Genomic DNA, 19498 nt, shown 5'->3' on the forward strand with positions numbered 1-19498 from the left:
GTTGGTTGGTCCAGGGGGCCGCGAGGCGCAAAATCAGCCTCGAATAACAGCCCCGGGAGAACAATCATGGCTTCGGACATCTCACATTATATCAACGGCCAGCGGGTGGCCGGGAAAAGCGGCCGCGTCGCGCCGATCTTCAATCCCGCGATCGGCCAGCAGGTGACGAACGTGGCGCTCGCCAGCGCCTCGGAAGTCGATCAGGCGGTTGCAGCCGCGCGCCGCGCGTTTCCGGCCTGGGCTGCCGTGACGCCGCTGCGCCGCTCCCGGATCATCGCCAAGTTTCAGCGCATCGTTGAAGAGCGCAGCGAGGAAATGGCCAAGGCGGTCTCGCAGGAACACGGCAAGCTGCTGACCGACGCGCGCGGCGAAGTGCAGCGCGGCCTTGAAGTGGTGGAGTTCGCCACCGGCGCGCCGCATCTGTTGAAGGGTGATTACAGCGAGGACGTCGGCACCCGTGTCGACAGCTACGCCATTCGCCAGCCGCTCGGCGTCGTCGCAGGCATCACCCCGTTCAATTTCCCGGTCATGGTGCCGATGTGGATGTTTCCGGTGGCGCTGGTCTGCGGCAACACCTTCGTGCTGAAGCCGTCGGAGCGCGATCCGTCCGCTTCGCTTCTGATGGCCGACTGGCTCAAGGAAGCCGGCGTGCCGGATGGCGTCTTCAATGTCGTGCAGGGCGACAAGGAGGCGGTGGACGCCTTGCTGAAACACCCGGATGTGTCCGCCATCAGTTTCGTCGGTTCGACGCCAATTGCGCGTTACATCTATCAGACCGCGACACATGAAGGAAAACGCTGCCAGGCCCTCGGCGGCGCGAAGAACCACATGGTCATCATGCCCGACGCGGATATGGATCAGGCGGTCGACGCGCTGATGGGCGCGGCCTATGGCGCGGCCGGCGAGCGGTGCATGGCGATTTCGGTTGCGGTGCCGGTCGGCAAGAAGACGGCCGATACGCTGATCGAGAAACTGACGCCGCGGGTGAGGGGGTTGAAGATCGGACCCGGCCCGGATCTCGAGGCCGAGATGGGGCCGCTCGTCACCAAGGCGCACCGCGACCGCGTCCACGGTTATATCGACACCGGCGTGTCGGAAGGCGCGAAGCTCGTGGTCGACGGGCGCGACTTCAAGATGCAGGGCTACGAGAACGGCTACTTCCTCGGCGGCTCGCTGTTCGACAACGTCACCACCGACATGAAGATCTACAAGGACGAGATTTTCGGGCCGGTGCTGTCCGTGGTGCGCGCGCCGGACTACGACACTGCGGCGAAGATGATCAACGAGAACGAATACGGCAACGGTACCGCGATCTTTACCCGCGATGGCGATTCAGCACGCGAGTTCGCGCATCGCATTCAGGTCGGCATGGTCGGCATCAATGTGCCGATCCCAATTCCGATGGCTTATCATTCGTTCGGTGGCTGGAAGGCATCGTTCTTCGGCGATCACGATATGCATGGGCCGGAAGGTGTCCGTTTCTACACCAAGCTCAAGACCATCACGAGCCGGTGGCCGGTCGGCGTTGCATCCGGTGCGGAGTTCTCCATTCCAAATATGTCGTAGCCATCGGACATCTCGTTCGTTCCGGTTTTTGACATTACGAAAATTCCAGAAATCAAAAACAGCCGGTTTTACCGGCTGTTTTTTTATGTCGGTGCGCAAAGTCTGGCATGCCAGATGCGGCATGTTCTGCATGACGGGACAGGAACTGAAGAAATTGAAGGCTTAAGTCTTATATCAGACATATGACATCTTTACAGAACGGCCGGACGATGGCACGCTAGCCAGAACAAGAGGGCGGATAGCCCCGGTTGAGCGGGAGAGGCGCAACGGCATGAGACGGCACGTAGCCTGCAAAATGGTCCGACGAAATCGCGAAGCCTTACGGCTTGGCGACGCCGGGCCATTTGTTTTCAGGGGCGGCCTCTCATGGAGAGAAACATTGCCTCCTGCACTCCATCATTGGAGAGACCATCTCTTTCAATTTCGACAGGGCAAGGGCACGTAGATGCTCGCGCGCGTTGGCCGGGAGGAACGATTGAACACTGCACCGCTTTTGGAGGTGAAAGGCGTCACGCTCCAGTACAAGACGCCTAATCATCTCGTAACCGCGACTTATCGCATCGACTTTGACGTCTTTCAGGGCGACCGTTTCATTTTGCTTGGGCCCTCCGGCTGCGGCAAATCGACCCTTTTGAAGGCTGTCGGAGGCTACATGCCTCCGACCGAAGGCGAGATGAAGCTGAAGGGCAAGCTGATCCGTCATCCCGGTCCAGACCGGATGATGGTGTTTCAGGAGTTCGACCAGCTTCTGCCGTGGAAGACGGTGAAGGAAAACGTCGTGTTTCCTTTGCTGTGCACCAACAAGCTCGGTGCGCGCGAAGCCGAAGACAAGGCGATGCACTACATTCGCAAGGTCAATCTGGAAAAGTTCGCTGAAAGCTATCCGCACATGCTCTCGGGCGGCATGAAGCAGCGTGTCGCAATCGCACGCGGCATGGCGATGGAGCCGGACATCCTGTTGATGGACGAGCCGTTCGCCGCACTCGACGCGCTGACGCGCCGCAAGATGCAGGACGAACTGCTGATGCTGTGGGACGAGACGCGCTTCACGGTGCTGTTCGTTACGCATTCGATTCCCGAAGCGATCAAGATCGGCAACCGCATTCTGTTGCTGTCGCCGCATCCGGGTCAGGTGAAGGCCGAGCTGAACGGCGGCGTGCACGGCGAGGAAGCCGCCGAACTGGAGCATCGCATCCAGACTATGCTGTTTGCTGACACCATCGAGGAGGCGGAAAATGTCTGACGTGACCTTGTCCGCGCAGAAGATCGTGGCGCCTCACCGCGCCGAATTCGTGCGGGATGCATCTGAAACATCGCAGGTACCGCTGGTGGTGGAGAAGCCGTTGCCGTTGATCGGCCGGCTCTACAACCAGACCTGGCTGCGCAAGATCATTATCCTCGCGTTTCTTGCACTGGCGTGGGAGATCTATGGCCGCTACCTGAACAACAATCTGTTGTTCCCGACCTTCAGCGAAACCATGAGCGCGTTCTTCACCAACATCGGGAACGGCGTTCTGCCGGCGCGTGCATGGTCGTCCATCAAGGTGCTGTTGATGGGTTACGCGGCCGGTGTCACGCTGGCGGCTGTTCTGACGGCGCTGGCGATCACCACGCGGATCGGCACGGATTTCCTCGAAACCCTGACGTCGATGTTCAACCCGCTGCCCGCCATCGCGCTGTTGCCGCTGGCGCTGATCTGGTTCGGCCTTGGCAACGGCTCGCTGGTGTTCGTGCTGGTGCACTCGGTGACGTGGGCGATCGCGCTGAATACGCACTCCGGCTTCCTGTCGGTGAGCCGTACGCTCAAGATGGTCGGGCGTAATTATGGTCTCGGCGGATTCCGTTACATCAGCAAGATCCTGATCCCGGCGGCGTTCCCGAGCATCCTCACCGGCCTGAAGATCGGCTGGGCGTTCGCCTGGCGCACTTTGATCGCGGCTGAACTCGTGTTCGGTGTGTCGTCCGGCTCGGGCGGTTTGGGCTGGTTTATTTTCGAAAACAAGAACAGTCTCGATATCCCGACGGTGTTCGCCGGTCTGTTGACCGTCATCATCATCGGTCTTGTGGTTGAGAACGTGATCTTCCGGGCGATCGAGGCCAACACCATCGATCGTTGGGGCATGCAGTCTTAAATCTAAAAAGGGCATTTGCCGGAACAACAATAATAAATATCCGGCTTTTTGTGAGGAGAAGGACAGGATGTTGAAATCAGTTGTAAAGACGATGGCGGCGATCGGTCTGGTCGCAGGACTTACGAGTGCAGGATTTGCCAGCGGCGCTCATGCCGAAGTGAACACCGTTCGCATCGCCAAGCAGTACGGCGTTTCGTATCTGCCACTGACGATGATGGAGGAGCAGCACCTCCTCGAGAAACACGCCAAGGCCGAAGGCCTCGGCGATCTTAAGGTCGAGTGGCTGCGCTTCAGCTCGGGCAGCGGCATGAATGAAGCGCTGTTGTCCGGCAATCTTGACTTTGCCGGCGGCGGTGTCGGCCCGATGCTGACGATCTGGGGCAAGACCCAGAACAACTACAAGGTGAAGGGTGTCGCGGCGATCAATTCGATGCCGCTCTATCTCGTCACCACCAATCCCAACGTGAAGACGATCAAGGACTTCACCGAGAAGGACAAGATCGGTCTTCCGGCCGTGAAGGTCTCGATCCAGGCGATCACGCTGCAGATGGCGGCAGAGAAGGCATTCGGAGTGGGTCAGAGCCACAAGCTTGATGCGCTCACGGTGTCCATGAGCCATCCCGATGCGATGACGGCGATGCTCGGCGGTCATTCCGAGGTCGATGCTCATTTCGGTTCGCCGCCATACCAGAATCTGGAGCTGAAGGACCCGAAGGCGCATCTCGTCCTCAACAGCTACGACGTGCTGGGCGGCCCGCACACCTTCAACTCGGTTTGGGCGACCACCAAGTTCGCTGAGTCCAATCCGAAGGTCATGAAGGCTTTCCTCGGTGCGCTTGATGAGGCGATGGCCAACATCAAGGCCGATCCCGCGAAGGCGGCAGCCATCTGGGTGAAGGCCGAGAACTCGAAGATTTCCGTCGCCGATGCTGAAAAGATCATCCGCGATCCGGTGAACGAATGGACCACCACCCCCAAGAAGGTGCTGTCCTATCTCGACTACATGAATCGTGCTGGTCTCATCACTGCCAAGACCAAGGACTGGAAAGACATCTACTTCCCGGGCATCCACAGCGCCAACGGCAGCTAAAACCAACGGAGGCTCTTGACCCTAGTCATGAGTGTTCAAGTAAAAAGCAACGACGACACCTCGCCGGCCCCTGTACTGATCGTGCAGGTCTGGCGGGGTGATAAAGACGGCGCCTTTCAGACCTTCGAAGTCCCGGCGCGTGCCAATCAAACCGTGCTGGATGTCGTCACCGAGATCCAGCGCACGCAGGACGAAACGTTGTCCTATCGTTTCGCCTGCCGCGTCGGAATGTGCGGTTCCTGCGCCATGGTCGTGAATGAGCGGCCGCGCTGGACCTGCCGGACCCGCGTCGACGAGATTGAAGGCGGCCCGCTGAAGCTGGAGCCGCTGCGCAACCTGCCTGTCGTCAAGGATCTGACGGTGGACATGGAGCCCTTCTTCAACAAATGGCGCGACGCGCACGGCTATTTCGAGCCGGGCGAGAACCCGCCTGCGGACTTCGCCGTCGTCGAGCCGTCTTCGCCGGAACGGCAGGCCGTCGATGAAGGCATCGAATGCATCAATTGCGGCGTGTGCTACTCAGCCTGCGACGTGGTGTCGTGGAACGAGGACTATCTCGGGCCGGCGGCGCTGAATCGGGCATGGACGCTCGTCAACGACGTTCGTGATCGCGGACAGGACGCGCGCCTCACTGCCGTGACCGGCGATGCCGGTTGCCATTCCTGCCACAGCCACATGAGCTGCACTGAATTCTGCCCCAAGCATCTGTCTCCAACGTTCTCAATCGCCGGTTTGAAGCGGGCGACCTCGAACAAACTCTGGAGGCGGCGATGAACCCGGTTCTCTATCTCGCCCAGCGTGGCACGGCGTTCATTCTCGCCTTCGCGGTGACGGTTCACCTCATCACCATCATCTATGCCGTGCGCGGCGGGCTGACGGCGGGCGATATTCTGGCGCGCACCCATGGCAACCGCGCGTTTCTCGCGTTCTACCTGACATTCGTGGCGGCGGCTGCGATCCATGCGCCAATCGGGCTGCGCTCGGTGCTGCGCGAATGGCTGCACTGGCGGGGCCGCTCGCTCGACGTGGTGCTGGCACTATTTTCGGTTTCGCTCGTTATCCTCGGAGTGAGGGCCGCGTTTGCGGTGTATGGCGCATGAGCGTGATACGGGGCTCACATCTGAAGCCGGGTTTCATCGCGGCGATGCTGCATCGCCTGTCCGGCGTGGCGCTGGCAATCTTTTTGCCGATGCACTTTCTCGCGCTCAGCACCGCGCTCAATGGCGCAGGCGCGCTGGACAGTTTTCTCGCACTGACCCACTCGCGGATCGCCTTGATCGCGGAGTGGGGCCTTGTTTCCGCGCTCGCGGTGCACATGGCGCTTGGCCTGCGGGTGCTCGCGATCGAATGGTTTGCGATGCGCGACCGAAGCGCGGTGCTGGTTTCAAGTTGTGTCGCCGCCTCATTGGCGGTTGGTGTGTTGTTTCTGTTGAACGGGATGTAGAGCCATGCAGATTGATATGAAAGAAGTCGAAGAAGTCTGCAAAACACTCTATGTGCAGGCTCTCAAGATGCTGCCGGACGACATCAAGGCGGGTTTCAAGACGCTGGTGCGCAACGAGACCAGCACCATCGGCAAAACAGTGCTCGACACCATGGTGGAGAATATTGCGGTCGCCGAGCGCACCAACAACATCTTGTGCCAGGACACCGGCATTCCGATCTACAACGTGACGATCGGCCGGGACGTGCAGTTCGATGGGGCAGAGCTGAAGGCGGCGATCCGCCGGGGCTGTGAACGCGCCACCACGGAATGCTCGCTGCGGTCCTCCGTGGTGCATCCGATCACCCGCAAGAACAACCAGACATCGAGCGGCATCCGCGTGCCGATCATCCATGTCGATTTCGACGAGCGGCCGGAGACGGCGTCGATCGAGATGATTCCCAAGGGATCGGGTTCGGAGAACGGTTCGTTCCTGAAAATGCTGCTGCCGTCTGACGGCATCAAGGCGGTGAAGGCGTTCGTGATCGATCGTGTCATCGAACTAGGTGGTCGTGTCTGCCCGCCGACCATTGTCGGTGTTGGCATGGGCGGCACCTCCGACCTCTGCATGCATCTGGCCAAAATCGCGGCGACACGCCCGCTCGGCTCAAAATGCAGCGACGAGGAGGGCGCCAAGATCGAGGCCGAACTCTCGAAAGCGGTGAATGAACTTGGCATCGGTCCGCAGGGGCTGGGCGGGCGTTCGACCAGCTTCGCCGTGCATGTGGAGGTCGCCGCCACCCACATCACGCAAAATCCGGTTGCGGTGAACATCCAGTGCCATTCGGCGCGGCGCGCGCGGGCGACGATCACGCCCGGCGGCATCGCGTTCTCGGCGTGAGGGCAGGACCATGGCACATCATATTCTTGAAATGCCGATCACCGAGGAAAAGGCCCGCAGCCTGAAGATCGGCGACACCGTGACCCTCGAGCAGACGCTGTTCGGCATCCGCGACGCGACGCTGATCCACATGTTCGACAAAGGCCGCAAGGTCAAATTCGATCTTCACGGTCACGCGGTCATCCACACCGCGCCGAACGTGCATCGTGTGCCGGTCTCGAACGAGGCTCCGGTCGGCTACAAGCCGTTCTGCATCGGCACCACCACGTCGATGCGCATGGAGCGTTTCACCCACGACCTGATGGACCGCGAAGGCGTGCGCATCATCGTCGGCAAGGGCGGCATGGGGCCGGACACGCTCGCGGCCTTTGCCGAGTTCGGCGGCGCCTATCTTGCCATCGTCGGTGGTGCCGCGGCGCTGGAGACGACATGGATTGAGCAGATCGTCGATATCGACATGGATGATCTGCATCCCGAGAGCCTCTGGAAATTCCAGATCAGGAATTTCGGCCCGTTGCTGGTCGGCATGGATTCGCATGGCGGCTCGCTCTACGCCGATTTGCAGAAGGATGTGGCCAGCCGCCGCGATGCGGTTCTCAAAAGCATCGGAGCGGTGTGAACCATGACGCTACGCACGGTCGATACCGACATCCTGATCCTCGGCTCCGGCGGAGCTGGGCTTTTTGCAGCACTTCACGCCAAGAAAGCCGCGCCGCATCTCGATGTGACGGTGGCGGTGAAGGGGTTGCTCGGCAAATGCGGTTGCACCCGCATGGTGCAGGGCGGCTACAACGTCGCGCTCGCGCCGGGCGACTCGGTCGAACGTCATTTCATGGACACGATCGAGGGCGGCAAGTGGCTTAACAATCAGGATCTCGCCTGGAAACTCGTCGTCGAAGCGCAAATCCGCATCCGCGAGCTTGAGAACGAACTCGGCTGCTTCTTCGACCGCAATCCCGACGGCAGCGTTCATCAGAAGGCGTTCGCGGGGCAGACCTTCGACCGCACCGTGCACAAGGGCGACCTCACCGGCATCGAGATCATTAACCGCCTGTCCGAGCAGATCTGGCGGCGCGATGTGAAGCGCATGGAAGACCATCGCGCGCTGGATCTCATTCCGTCGGCGGATGGTTCGGGCCTCGCGGGGGTGCTGATGCTCGACATGCGCAGTGGCGAGCCGTTGCTTGTTCGCGCCAAGGCAACGCTGCTTGCGACCGGCGGCGGGCCGACGATGTACAAGTACCATACGCCGTCCGGCGACAAGACCTGCGATGGCCTGGCGATGGCGATGCGCGCGGGGCTGTCGCTGCGCGATCTCGAAATGGTGCAATTCCATCCCACCGGCCTCCTTGCGGGCGCGGGCACGCGCATGACCGGCACGGTACTGGAGGAAGGCCTGCGCGGCGCAGGCGGGCAGTTGCTGGATTCGCGCGGCGAACGCTTCATGTTCGATTACGACGAGCGCGGCGAACGCGCCACGCGCGACATCGTCAGCCGCTCGATCATGTACCAGATCCGCAAGGGTCACGCGACCAAGCACGGCGGCGTGCACATCAAGATGAGCCATCTCGGACCGGATCACGTGCGCCGCACCTTCAAGGGCATGGTCGAGCGTTGCGCCGATTGCGGCTTCGATCTCGCGGGCGGTCTGGTCGAGGTAATTCCGACCGCTCATTATATGATGGGCGGCGTGGTGTTCGATCTCGATTGCAGCACCGCGATGCCGCGTTTGTTCGCGGCCGGTGAAGACACCGGCGGCGTGCACGGCGCCAACCGTCTCGGCGGCAATGGCGTTGCCAACTCCACGGTGTTCGGCGGCGTGGCCGGCGATGCGATGGCGCGCGCGGTCGCGAAGGAAGGCGCCTTTGCCGATCCGGATCAGTCCGTGATCGACGCATCGCTCGATCGCGCATTCTCGCCGCTCGGCAAGCCGTCAGGCGATCTCGCCGAGATGCGGGAGGCGCTGATGGACATCATGTGGAACGATGTCGGCATCCTGCGCACGGGCGAAGGACTCGCACGCGGCGCTGCGGCGCTGGAAGATCTCGCGGGGCAGGTGGCGCGGGTCGGCGTGGCCGATGGCGACCGCCGCTACAACCTGACGTGGATGGACCGGCTTAATCTGGAAAACCTCGTGCAGGTCAGTCGCGGAATCTGTGCGGCGGCGACGGCGCGCACCGACAGTCGCGGTGCACATTTCCGTGAAGATTATCCGTCCACGTCCGACCTTACGACCTCCCACTACACCGTGGTGCGGATGAAGGGCGGCGAGATCGACATTTCCACCGCGCCAGTGGCGTTTACCCGCGTAAAACCGGGCGAAACCCTGCTTTCGGAGGCGGCGGAATAGAGCGGTTCTGCTTGACCTAGATATTTGTTATCTTATACAAGACTTGGGACCTGAGACCCATTCAGACGAGCAGGGAGAAAGAAGAATGAATGCTCCGGTAGCGGCGTCAGCCGCCAAAGACAAACCGAACATGCCGCACGTGCTGGCCCACAGCCCGAAGGACAATGTTGCGGTCGTTGTCGTCGAGGACCTGAAGGCCGGCACCAAGGCATTCGGCGTCATCACCGAGAACGACACGACGTTCACCATCGACGTGAAGGACGATATTCCGATTGGCCATAAGGTGGCGCTGGTCGACCTCAAGAAGGGCGACACCGTCATCAAGTACGGTCAGGACGTCGGCAAGATGGTCGGCGATGGGCCGAAGGGCCGTCACGTCCATATTCACAATCACAAGACCAAGCGTTGGTGAGGGCGAGAACATGTCACTCGGTAATATCGTTGAAATGAAGTCGCCTTTTCCGGGCACCGCGACGGATCAGTTGACGACGAAGATTTCGCCCAACACTCGCGCTTCGAAGGATTTCAAGAACGCGAAGTTCTGGGGCTGGCGGCGTGAAAACGGTCGCGTCGGCGTCCGCAACCACGTTCTCATCCTGCCGCTCGACGATCTGTCGAACGCATCGTGCGAAGCGGTCGCCAACAACATCAAGGGCACCATCGCGATCCCGCACTCCTACGGCCGTCTGCAATTCGGTGAAGATCTCGAATTGCACTTCCGTACCCTGATCGGCACCGGCTCGAATCCGAACGTCGCGGCCGTGGTCGTGATCGGCATCGAGGAAGGCTGGACCAGCCGCGTGGTCGAAGGCATTGCCAAGACCGGCAAGCCGGTCGTCGGCTTCGGCATCGAAACCCATGGCGACATCGCCACCATCGCGAAGGCGAGCTATCAGGCGAAGCGCTTCGTGCAGTGGGCGACCGAGCTGCGGCGTGAGGAATGCTCGATTTCGGAACTGTGGGTCTCGACCAAGTGCGGCGAGTCCGACACTACCACGGGTCTGTCGTCGTGCCCCACCGTCGGTAACATGTACGACAAGCTGATCCCGCAGGGCATCTACGGCGTGTTCGGTGAAACGTCGGAAATCACCGGCGCCGAGCATCTGTGCAAGGAGCGCGCGGCGTCTCCGGAGATCGCGGACAAATGGTACAAGATGTGGAAGGCGTACCAGGACGACGTGATCGAAGCGCACAAGACCGACGACCTCTCCGATTCTCAGCCGACCAAGGGCAACATCGCTGGCGGTCTGTCGAGCATCGAGGAGAAGGCGCTCGGCAACCTCGAGAAGATCGGCCACAAGTCGAAATTCATCGATGCGCTGGAACCCGCTGAAGCCCCGGCCAAGGGCCCCGGCCTCTATTACATGGACACGTCCTCGGCGGCTGCCGAATGCGTGACGCTGATGGCTGCAGCGGGTTACGTGATCCACACGTTCCCGACGGGCCAAGGCAATGTCATCGGTAATCCGATCGTGCCGGTCATCAAGATCAGCGGTAATCCGAAGACCGTGCGCACCATGGGCGAGCACATCGACGTCGATGTGAGCGGCGTGCTGCGCCGGGACATGACGCTGGATCAGGCCGGTGACGCGCTCATCGACATGATCTCGCGCACCGCGAACGGCCGCCTCACGGCGTCGGAATCGCTCGGTCATCGCGAATTCGTGCTGACCAAGCTGTATCGCAGCGCCTAAACGGCACAGGCGGGCGGCGCGATTGCGCCGTCCGCTGTTTTTTTATTTTTGGAATGAGGGCCGCGTGTCTGACATCGTTATTTGCGAATTCATGGACGAGGCGGCAATCACCGAAGGGTTGCGCGGTTTCGATTATTTCTACGACCCCAATCTCGTCGATCATCCGAATGACTTGAATGCCCGCCTCAAGGATGCACGCGCGATCATCGTGCGCAACCGCACGCAGGTGCGCGGCGCACTGCTGGATGCAGCGCCGAAGCTGAAGGCCGTCGGCCGGCTTGGCGTCGGGCTCGATAATATCGATCTGGAAGCCTGTGCGAAGCGCAACATCGCGGTGTTGCCGGCTTCGGGCGCGAACGATCTTTCGGTGGCCGAATATGTCATCACGAGTGCGATGATGCTGTTGCGCGGCGCCTATATGGCGACGGGAAGCGTCGTCGCCGGCAAGTGGCCGCGCAATACGCTGATCGGCCGCGAGATTTCCGACAAGGTGATGGGGCTCGTCGGGTTCGGCTCCATCGCGCGCCTCACCGCGAAACTTGCGGCGGCGATGGGCATGAAGGTGGTCGCGTTCGATCCACTGGTGGACGATGCGGCGTTTACCCAGGCCGGTGTGCAACGCCAGACGCTGGAGAGTTTGCTGGCGCTGTCCGATGTCGTCAGCCTGCATGTGCCGCTCAACGACAAGACCCGCAACATGATTGATACGTCCGCGCTGTCGCGGATGCGCTCGGATGCCATCCTGATCAATGCCGCCCGGGGCGGTGTGGTGGACGAAGCGGCCGTGGCGGCAGCGCTTAAGGCGAAGAAACTCGGCGGCGCCGCGCTCGATGTGTTCGTGGAAGAACCGCTCAAGTCGGGCGGCATCTTTGCGGATGTGCCGAATCTGATCCTGACGCCGCACATTGCCGGCGTCACTGTGGAATCCAACACGCGGGTGTCCTGGGTCACGGTCGAGAACGTCAAGAAGGTTCTGAACGCATGAGCACGCAGTCTCTCGCCGATCTCACCAAGCGCGTCGCGGGCACGTTCATCGCCCATGGCTGCAGTGACGAGGCGGCCGCGTCGGTGGCGCGTGCGCTGGTGACTGCGGAAGCCGACGGCCTCAAGGGCCATGGCCTGTCACGCGTGCCCACGTATCTCGCCATGGTGAAAAGCGGCAAGATTGACGGCAAGGCGAAGCCGAAATCTTCGAATCCGCGCCCCAGCATTCTGGCGATCGATGCGGCGAAGGGATTTGCCTATCCTGCCATCGACCTCGCACTCGCGGAATTGCCTGCGCTTGCGACAAAGCAAGGCATCGCAGTCGCGGCCATCGGCAATTCCAATCATTGCGGTGCCGCCGGTCTGCCGTGCGAGGCGCTGGCGAAGAAGGGACTGGTCGCGCTCCTGTTTGCGAATACGCCGAGCGCCATGGCTCCTTGGGGCGGGCGCGAGCCGGTGTTCGGCACCAACCCGATTGCCTTCGCAGCACCGATCGATGGCCGTGAACCGGCGGTGGTGGATCTTGCACTGTCGAAGGTCGCGCGCGGACCGATCGTCGCCGCCAAGCAGAAGGGCGAGAGTATCCCTGAAGGCTGGGCGCTCGATGCCGACGGACAGGTGACAACCGATCCGGTCAAGGCGCTGCAAGGCACGATGATCCCGCTGGGCGATGCCAAGGGTGCGGCGCTGGCCTTCATGGTTGAAGTTCTGGCGGCCTGTATCCCCGGAGCCAATCTGGCATTCGAAGCTTCCTCTTTCCTCGACGACAAGGGCGGCCCGCCGCTCACCGGACAGTTGTTGCTCGCCATCGATCCTGCGGGATTCGGGCACGGACGGTTCGGAGAACGGATGGCGACGCTGGTCGCGGCGATCGAGCGTCAGCAGGGGGCGCGCATCTCGGGCGGGCGGCGGCTTGCGAATCGGGCCAAGGCCGCCCGTGACGGGCTGGCTGTTTCGCCGGAAATCGAATCGGTTTTGAAGGAGACGGCATCCGTCAAGGCTTGATGGGTTATTTGGTTGTGCGTAGCCGCTCGAGCGGGCGGGAAGGGCTTCGGTCCCGCGACGGCTTCTGTTACTTATCGTCTTGAATCGTTTGTAACGGCGAAGGATCTGGTGAGCAACGAAACGACAGTGTCAGGCGGTCATACCGAATACCTTCCCCTGTACGCGCAGGTGAAGACGCTGCTTGTCAAGCGTATCGGCGCCGGAAGCTGGAAGCCGGGTCAGATGCTTCCGAGCGAGTATGAACTCGCCGCCGAGTACAATGTCAGCCAGGGCACCGTGCGCAAGGCGCTGAACGCGCTGGAAGCCGATCGCATGATCGTGCGGCGGCAAGGCGTCGGCACTTTCGTCGCGCGCCATTCCCGTGATCGCGCGCTGTATCAATTCTTCCGCATGGTCGAGCCGGACGGCAGCCGGATCATTCCCGCGAGCGTGGTGCTGTCGCAGCGCATCCAGCGCGCGACGCGCGATCAGGCAGCGGATCTGGGCGTCGATTCATCGGCCATGCTTCACGCGATTACCCGCGTGCGCAGTCTCAACGGCAAGCCTGCGATTTTCGAACGGATCTACGTGCCGGTGGATGTAATGCCCGATCTCTCCGTCGAGGCGCATACCCAGATGGATGAGGAAATGTACGTCATCTATCAGGAGAGATTCGGCATCAGCATTGTCCGCGTCATCGAGCGGCTGGCCGCTGTCGCGGCGACTGCGGAGGAGGCAAAGAGGCTAGGCCTGAAGGCCGGGACGCCGTTGCTGGAAGTCCATCGCATCGCGACCGATGTTGGTGGCCAGCCGGTGGAATTGCGCATCAGCCGCTGCGACACCCGCCGCTGCCGTTACGCCGCGGAAGTGCTTTAACCGGCCTGTAGAGCAGCCAACTTTACATACACTTCAACCCTCATTAGAGGGAAAGCCTTAACCGTCATCGGCAATGCCTGTTTTTGGGTACGGTTTAACGGCTCGCTAACCGCTCCTGCTAACGTGATTTCCACTTGGGTTCGGTATGCCATCACCCCCGAGAGGGATGATGGCAGAACGCATTTCATATCATGATGGCAGCCTCGACGCGCCCGAGATCGCTGATGCGATCGAGCGCGCCGTCAAGCCACAGCAGCGCAGCCCGATTTTCTGGCTGATCGTCAGCGGCGTCGTGCTCGTGGCCGCGATCGTGCTTGGCACCGCTTTGACCATCAATAATTTTCGCGATCGCACGCTGGCGAGCAGCAAGCGCGATCTGGAAAATACGTTGCAGCTTCTGACGCGCCATTTCGATCAGCAATTGCAGGACTGGCAGGTAATCCAGGAGGATGCCGTTGCCCAGGCGCGCTCGCTCGAAGCCAAGTCGCCCAGGGAATTTCTGCGGACGATTTCCAGCGAGGATTTTCACCAGAAGCTCGCGACCAAGATTCGCTCGATGCCGTATGTCGGCGCAGTGAACTTCTTTGGTGCGGATGGCCAGTTGATCAATTCCTCCGAAACCTGGCCGGTCCCTAACCTTAGCGTCGCCGACCGAAAGCACTTCAAGGAATTGAAGTTCGGTCCGCCTTCGCTCAAGCTGGTCGTGAATCCCGTCCACAGTCGTGTCACCGGCACATGGACCACGATCTTCGCGCGTAAGCTGGTTTCGCCGAAGGGCGAATTCCTTGGCATGGTCAGCCGTGGCGTCGAGCCTGCGCGGTTCGAGTCGTTCTTCGCGTCACTTTCGCTGGGGTCAGATGCAGCGATCTCCATGTTCCATGAAGATGGGACGATGATCGCGCGCTATCCGCATGTCGAATCGATGATCGGCAAGAATTTCAAGAGCGGACCGCTATTCGAGGGTGTCTTGAAAGTTACCGATCACGGCTCGCTGATGATAACGAGCCCGGTCACCGGCCAGCAGCAGATCGGCTCGATACGGAAGCTGCAGGATTTTCCGATTGTCATGATCGCCACCAGGACCGTGGATTCGGCGCTGGCGGATTGGCACGAGCAGACCCGTGTCTTGGTCCTGATTGCGCTCGCAGCGTCAATCGCGGTGGCCCTGATCGTTCTGTTCATCGTCCGGCGATTTATCTCCCAGCACAATGCTGCCCAGCAACGATTGATGCTGGAGAAGAAGCGTCTCGATACGGCGGTCAACAACCTCAAGCAGGGTCTGTTGTTGTTCGATGCCAATCACCGGCTGGTGATTTTCAATCGCCGGTATATGGAGATGTTCGGCCTGCCGAATGACTCCATCAAGCCCGGCTATAGCCTGCGCGAGATCATGGCGCTTCGGAAGAAGCATGGAATGTTCGACGGGGATATCGACGCCTATTGCGTCAAGGTGTTCAAGCTGGTGTCGACCAATGGCACGCTCACGATCAATATTCCGGACGGGCGCGTGATTCATACGGCGCTCCAGTCGATCTCCGGCGGCGGCTGGGTTTTGACGCTGGAAGACATCACGGAGCGGCAGCGCGCGGAAGATCGTATCGCCCATATGGCGCGTTATGACGCACTGACTGATCTGCCGAACCGTACGATGTTCCGCGATCATCTCGATAAGATGTTGAAGAAGGAAGAAAACCTCGCGGTTCTTTCGATCGATATCGACGAGTTCAAACAGGTCAACGACACGCTGGGTCATTTTGTCGGCGACGAATTGCTGGTGTCGATTGCGAATCGTCTCAGCGGCTGCATGGAGCGGGACGATATCGTCGCGCGCCTTGGCGGAGACGAGTTTGCCATTATCCGGCATGGCGTTCAGGAACGCTCGGAGCTCATTCCGCTGATCGAGCGGGTTCATGCCGCGATCCGGGTGCCTTACGATTGCACCGGGCATCATCTCAATGCGGATGCGAGCATTGGCATTGCGATGTCGCCATGCGATGGCTCCGAGCTTGAAGGCCTGCTTCGTAATGCCGACCTTGCGCTTTATGCCGCGAAGGGCAGCGGGCGGCGGACTTATCGTTTCTTTGAGCCTGAAATGAAGGTCCGGGCGCAGAAGCGGCACGATATGGAAATGGAAATCCGCAACGCGCTTTTCCATCAGCAGTTCGAAGTCCACTATCAGCCGTTCATCGACGTCAAGACCCGGAAGATCCTCGGCTGCGAGGCACTGGTGCGCTGGCGTCATCCGCGCCATGGTCTGGTGTCGCCGGCCGACTTCATTCCGATCGCGGAGGAAACCGGCCTGATCGACCAGCTCGGCTCATGGGTGTTGAAGACGGCGTGCCATGCGGCTGCGAACTGGCCGGACGATATCCGCCTTGCGGTGAACGTGTCGCCGGTGCAGTTCAAGGGTCATACGCTGGCGCTCAACGTCGCAAGCGCGCTTGGCTCATCCGGGTTGCCTGCAAACCGGCTCGAGCTCGAGATCACCGAAGCCGTGCTGATCCGCGACGATGAGGAGGCGCTGGCGATTCTTCATGAGTTGCGCGGTCTCGGCGTGCGCATCGCACTCGACGATTTCGGCACCGGCTACTCGTCGCTTCGCTATTTGCAGCTTTTCCCGTTCAACAAGATCAAGATCGACCGCTGCTTCATCCAGAATATCACCGAGCCCGAGGGGGCTTCGCATATCGTGAAGGCGGTGGTCGACATCGCCGCCGCCCGCAATATGACGACGACTGCGGAAGGTGTGGAGACGGCGGAGCAGTTGGCGGTGCTGAGAAAACTTGGCTGCGACCAGATGCAGGGCTTTTTCTTCAGCCCGGCTTTGACCGAAGAAAAGCTGAGCCGGCTGGTGCTGCCCGCTCAGTTCGCCGAAGCGAATTGAGGCAAGGCGCGCCCGTCACGGGCGGCCGGGGCCGATCATCGTCATCAAATTGCGATGGAGCTGAAGCGCCGAGGCACGAAAGCCGGGCAGGCGAGGCAGTACTTCGCCGGGCAGGCGGGCAGCCCCATCTTCGCCGAGCGCCTTGATGAGGCTGGCCCTGTAAGCCGGAATCTGGCCCCAGTCATCGACCGTCGAAGGCTCGATTTCGCAGTGATACTGAAAGCCATAGGCGTGCTTGCCCCATCGCATGGCCTGCACCGCGCAGAGAGAGCTCGATGCAAGGACCGTGGCGCCTGCGGGTGGCTCGGAGACTTCCGCGCCATGCCAGTGGAAACTGTCGACGGTCTGCGGAAAGCCCGTCAGAGCGGGGTCTGACATTCCGTCCCGCGTCAGCGTCACGGGCGCGAGTCCGACCTCCGGGACGGGCATCTTGCCGACCTTGCCGCCAAGCGCCGACGCCAGCAGCTGATGGCCAAGGCAGATACCGAGATAGGGCTTTCCAATCTCGACAACCCAGCGGCGGATCGCGGCCTTTTCCTGCACGAGCCAGGGAAAGCGATCTTCCTGCCAGACATCCTGCGGGCCGCCCATCACCACCAGAAGATCGAAGTTATCGAACGAGGGGATGGGTTCGCCTTCATCGATCTCGATGGTGGTCGGATGATAGCCGTCCTCGCGCCAGAACTGGCGGAAGATACCCGGGTGTTCGATAGCGAGGTGCTGAAAAACAAGAATGCGCATGATGGAATGGGTGCGGAAGGGACTTGCCGTCGTAAGGTGCCGGAACCTATCCGATTGCATTCGGCGAGTCATCCGCGGAGCCGTCTGATATCCGATTGCACTTTATTTGCGTGGGACCAGAGCCGGTGTAACCTGTTGCAGGAGCCTTGCGGGATTTTCGGTGGTTTCAGGTGCGTGACCTTGAGCAACAACAGCAGCGCGCGCTGCTCGACAACATTCCCGACATGGCGTGGCTGAAGGATCGCGATTCCCGCTATCTGGCCGTCAATTCGGCCTATCTTTCGATCATCGGGCTGCGGGAAGACGAAGTGATCGGGAAGACGCCATACGATATCTGGCCGTCCGATCTTGCCGACATTTACATGCAGACCGACCGGGCCGTGGTAAAAAGCGGACGGCGGCGACGTTATGAAGAAAGCCGCTCCGATCCCGATGGTCGCGTCTTGTGGTTCGAAACCATCAAATCGCCGATCCGCGATAATAATGGGCACATCATCGGCACCGTCGGGATTTCGCGCGACATTTCCGAACGCAAGGCGGCAGCCGATGAACTGATCCGCTCGCGCGCGCAGTTGCGCGAACTGTCCTCCTTTCTACAATCGGTGCGGGAGGAGGAGCAGGCCAGGATTTCGCGTGAGCTGCATGACGAACTGGGCCAGACCCTGACCGCGCTGAAGATCGAATTGATATGGCTGCGCGAGCGGCTCGCATCGCAGGATGTGCTTCAGGCGCGCGTCGACCGGCTGGTGTCGATCGTGGACCGTTCGGTGACCGACCTGCGTCGCATCGCCGTCAATCTGCGGCCGATGATTCTGGACGAATTGGGTCTGGTCGCGGCGATGAAATGGCTCACGCAGAACTCCGCCGAACTCGGCGGTCTTGATATCTCGCTGTCGTTCGACAAGGAGAATGTCAGCTACGACAGCGCGGTTTCGACCGCCGCATTTCGTATCGTGCAGGAGGCGTTGACCAACGTGATGCGTCACGGCAAGGCGAAGCGCGCGAGCGTCGTCGTTTCCCATGAAGGGAAAGAATTGCATATCGAGATCACCGACAATGGACGCGGGATCGATCAGGGTGCCCCTCAACTCAACAAGCTCGGGCTTGTCGGCATGCGTGAGCGGGCCCGGGCGCTCGGCGGGGCCGTCGTCATCAGCGACAATCCGCAGGGCGGCACGATTGTATCCGTCCGTTTGCCATTGAATGATCCGGCCTTGCAGGACAAACTGCCGTCATGATCCGACTTGTACTCGCCGACGACCATGCGATCTTCCGCGAGGGCCTGAAACAAATTCTGGCCGAGCACGACGATCTTGCGATCGTCGGTGAGGCCACCAACGGTCAGGAGCTTCTCGCTCTGTTGTCGTCGCCCTGCGACGTCGTCCTGCTCGATTTGTCGATGCCGGGGCGCAGCGGCATTGCGCTATTGACCGACGTGGTCGCGAAGATCGGCAGCGGCCGGGTGATCGTGCTCAGCATGCATGACGAGCATCAATATGTGATCGAATCTCTCAAGGCGGGGGCAGCCGGTTATGTCACCAAGAGCAGCGCCAGCCAGCAATTGATTCAGGCGATCCGCAAGGTCGCGAACGATGAGATGTTCATCAGCGCCACGGCGGCGCAGTCGGCGGCTCTGAAAGTGCAGCCCGAGGATGAGCCGCACCGTCGCCTCACACCTCGCGAGAGGGAGATTTTCGATCTGCTGGTCGACGGCCGCAAGATTTCCGACATCGCGCGCAAGCTCGACCTCAGCGTCAAGACGGTGAGCACGCACAAGACCAACATCCTGCTCAAATTCGATGCCGCGACGGTGGTGGATCTTGTCCACTACGCCATGCGCCACGGCCTGGGGCCGGGTCCGGTCTAGGAAAAT

Annotated in this window: 19 protein-coding genes; 18 read left to right on the forward strand and 1 reads right to left on the reverse strand. The window is 60.9% G+C overall.

Annotation, left to right across the window (positions count from 1 at the left end; translation table 11 throughout):
• Positions 1-66 precede the first annotated feature (66 nt).
• From AC1RNA_RS14795 to AC1RNA_RS14870, 16 genes are all read left to right on the forward strand, one after another.
• Positions 67-1566, forward strand: a complete 1500-nt coding sequence (locus AC1RNA_RS14795; protein ID WP_009340455.1) for a CoA-acylating methylmalonate-semialdehyde dehydrogenase — start codon at positions 67-69, stop codon at positions 1564-1566.
• A gap of 445 nt (positions 1567-2011) precedes the next feature.
• Entirely contained in the window at positions 2012-2809 is a 798-nt protein-coding gene (locus AC1RNA_RS14800) for an ABC transporter ATP-binding protein (protein WP_009340456.1), read from the forward strand.
• Positions 2802-3698, forward strand: coding sequence for an ABC transporter permease (locus AC1RNA_RS14805; RefSeq protein WP_009340457.1), 897 nt, complete (start codon positions 2802-2804; stop codon positions 3696-3698). The genes AC1RNA_RS14800 and AC1RNA_RS14805 overlap by 8 nt, the downstream gene beginning before the upstream one ends.
• 67 nt (positions 3699-3765) lie before the next feature.
• Positions 3766-4788, forward strand: coding sequence for an ABC transporter substrate-binding protein (locus AC1RNA_RS14810; RefSeq protein WP_009340458.1), 1023 nt, complete (start codon positions 3766-3768; stop codon positions 4786-4788).
• Between the two features lie 27 nt (positions 4789-4815).
• Positions 4816-5562: a succinate dehydrogenase/fumarate reductase iron-sulfur subunit gene (locus AC1RNA_RS14815; RefSeq protein WP_492951592.1), complete on the forward strand. Its 747-nt coding sequence runs from the start codon at positions 4816-4818 to the stop codon at positions 5560-5562.
• Positions 5559-5888, forward strand: coding sequence for a succinate dehydrogenase membrane anchor (locus AC1RNA_RS14820; RefSeq protein WP_009340460.1), 330 nt, complete (start codon positions 5559-5561; stop codon positions 5886-5888). Before AC1RNA_RS14815 ends, AC1RNA_RS14820 begins: the two co-directional genes overlap by 4 nt.
• A complete protein-coding gene (locus AC1RNA_RS14825) occupies positions 5885-6232 on the forward strand; it encodes a succinate dehydrogenase, cytochrome b556 subunit (RefSeq protein ID WP_492951593.1) in 348 nt (115 codons plus the stop codon). The genes AC1RNA_RS14820 and AC1RNA_RS14825 overlap by 4 nt, the downstream gene beginning before the upstream one ends.
• Before the next feature lie 4 nt (positions 6233-6236).
• Entirely contained in the window at positions 6237-7112 is an 876-nt protein-coding gene (locus AC1RNA_RS14830; protein WP_009340462.1) for a fumarate hydratase, read from the forward strand.
• Between the two features lie 10 nt (positions 7113-7122).
• Positions 7123-7731 (forward strand): fumarate hydratase C-terminal domain-containing protein, encoded by a 609-nt coding sequence (locus AC1RNA_RS14835; protein ID WP_009340463.1) that lies wholly within the window; start codon positions 7123-7125, stop codon positions 7729-7731.
• Between the two features lie 3 nt (positions 7732-7734).
• Entirely contained in the window at positions 7735-9462 is a 1728-nt protein-coding gene (locus AC1RNA_RS14840) for an L-aspartate oxidase (protein ID WP_492951594.1), read from the forward strand.
• An 85-nt stretch (positions 9463-9547) separates the two neighbouring features.
• Positions 9548-9874, forward strand: coding sequence for a UxaA family hydrolase (locus AC1RNA_RS14845; RefSeq protein WP_009340465.1), 327 nt, complete (start codon positions 9548-9550; stop codon positions 9872-9874).
• 10 nt (positions 9875-9884) lie between these two features.
• Positions 9885-11156 carry a UxaA family hydrolase gene (locus AC1RNA_RS14850; protein WP_009340466.1) on the forward strand — a complete coding sequence of 424 codons (1272 nt, stop codon included), beginning with the start codon at positions 9885-9887 and terminating at the stop codon, positions 11154-11156.
• A gap of 64 nt (positions 11157-11220) precedes the next feature.
• A complete protein-coding gene (locus AC1RNA_RS14855; RefSeq protein WP_009340467.1) occupies positions 11221-12141 on the forward strand; it encodes an NAD(P)-dependent oxidoreductase in 921 nt (306 codons plus the stop codon).
• Positions 12138-13145 (forward strand): Ldh family oxidoreductase, encoded by a 1008-nt coding sequence (locus AC1RNA_RS14860; protein WP_048756659.1) that lies wholly within the window; start codon positions 12138-12140, stop codon positions 13143-13145. Before AC1RNA_RS14855 ends, AC1RNA_RS14860 begins: the two co-directional genes overlap by 4 nt.
• A gap of 108 nt (positions 13146-13253) precedes the next feature.
• The gene (locus AC1RNA_RS14865) at positions 13254-14000 is read left to right on the forward strand and encodes a GntR family transcriptional regulator (RefSeq protein ID WP_492951595.1); all 747 of its coding nucleotides are present in this window, start codon (positions 13254-13256) and stop codon (positions 13998-14000) included.
• Positions 14001-14169: 169 nt separating this feature from the next.
• Entirely contained in the window at positions 14170-16884 is a 2715-nt protein-coding gene (locus AC1RNA_RS14870) for a bifunctional diguanylate cyclase/phosphodiesterase (RefSeq protein WP_492951596.1), read from the forward strand.
• 15 nt (positions 16885-16899) lie between these two features.
• On the opposite strand, the gene AC1RNA_RS14875 is transcribed toward AC1RNA_RS14870, so the two are convergent.
• Complete coding sequence (locus tag AC1RNA_RS14875) at positions 16900-17625, reverse strand: type 1 glutamine amidotransferase (protein WP_492951597.1); 726 nt, start codon at positions 17623-17625, stop codon at positions 16900-16902.
• Positions 17626-17795: 170 nt separating this feature from the next.
• Between AC1RNA_RS14875 and AC1RNA_RS14880 the strand changes: the two genes are divergently transcribed.
• Together AC1RNA_RS14880 and AC1RNA_RS14885 are read left to right on the forward strand one after the other, a co-directional pair.
• Complete coding sequence (locus AC1RNA_RS14880; protein WP_492951598.1) at positions 17796-18863, forward strand: PAS domain-containing sensor histidine kinase; 1068 nt, start codon at positions 17796-17798, stop codon at positions 18861-18863.
• Positions 18860-19492 (forward strand): response regulator, encoded by a 633-nt coding sequence (locus AC1RNA_RS14885; RefSeq protein WP_492951599.1) that lies wholly within the window; start codon positions 18860-18862, stop codon positions 19490-19492. Before AC1RNA_RS14880 ends, AC1RNA_RS14885 begins: the two co-directional genes overlap by 4 nt.
• Positions 19493-19498: the final 6 nt, after the last annotated feature.

Source organism: Afipia sp. GW821-FHT14H12 (genome assembly GCF_058803465.1).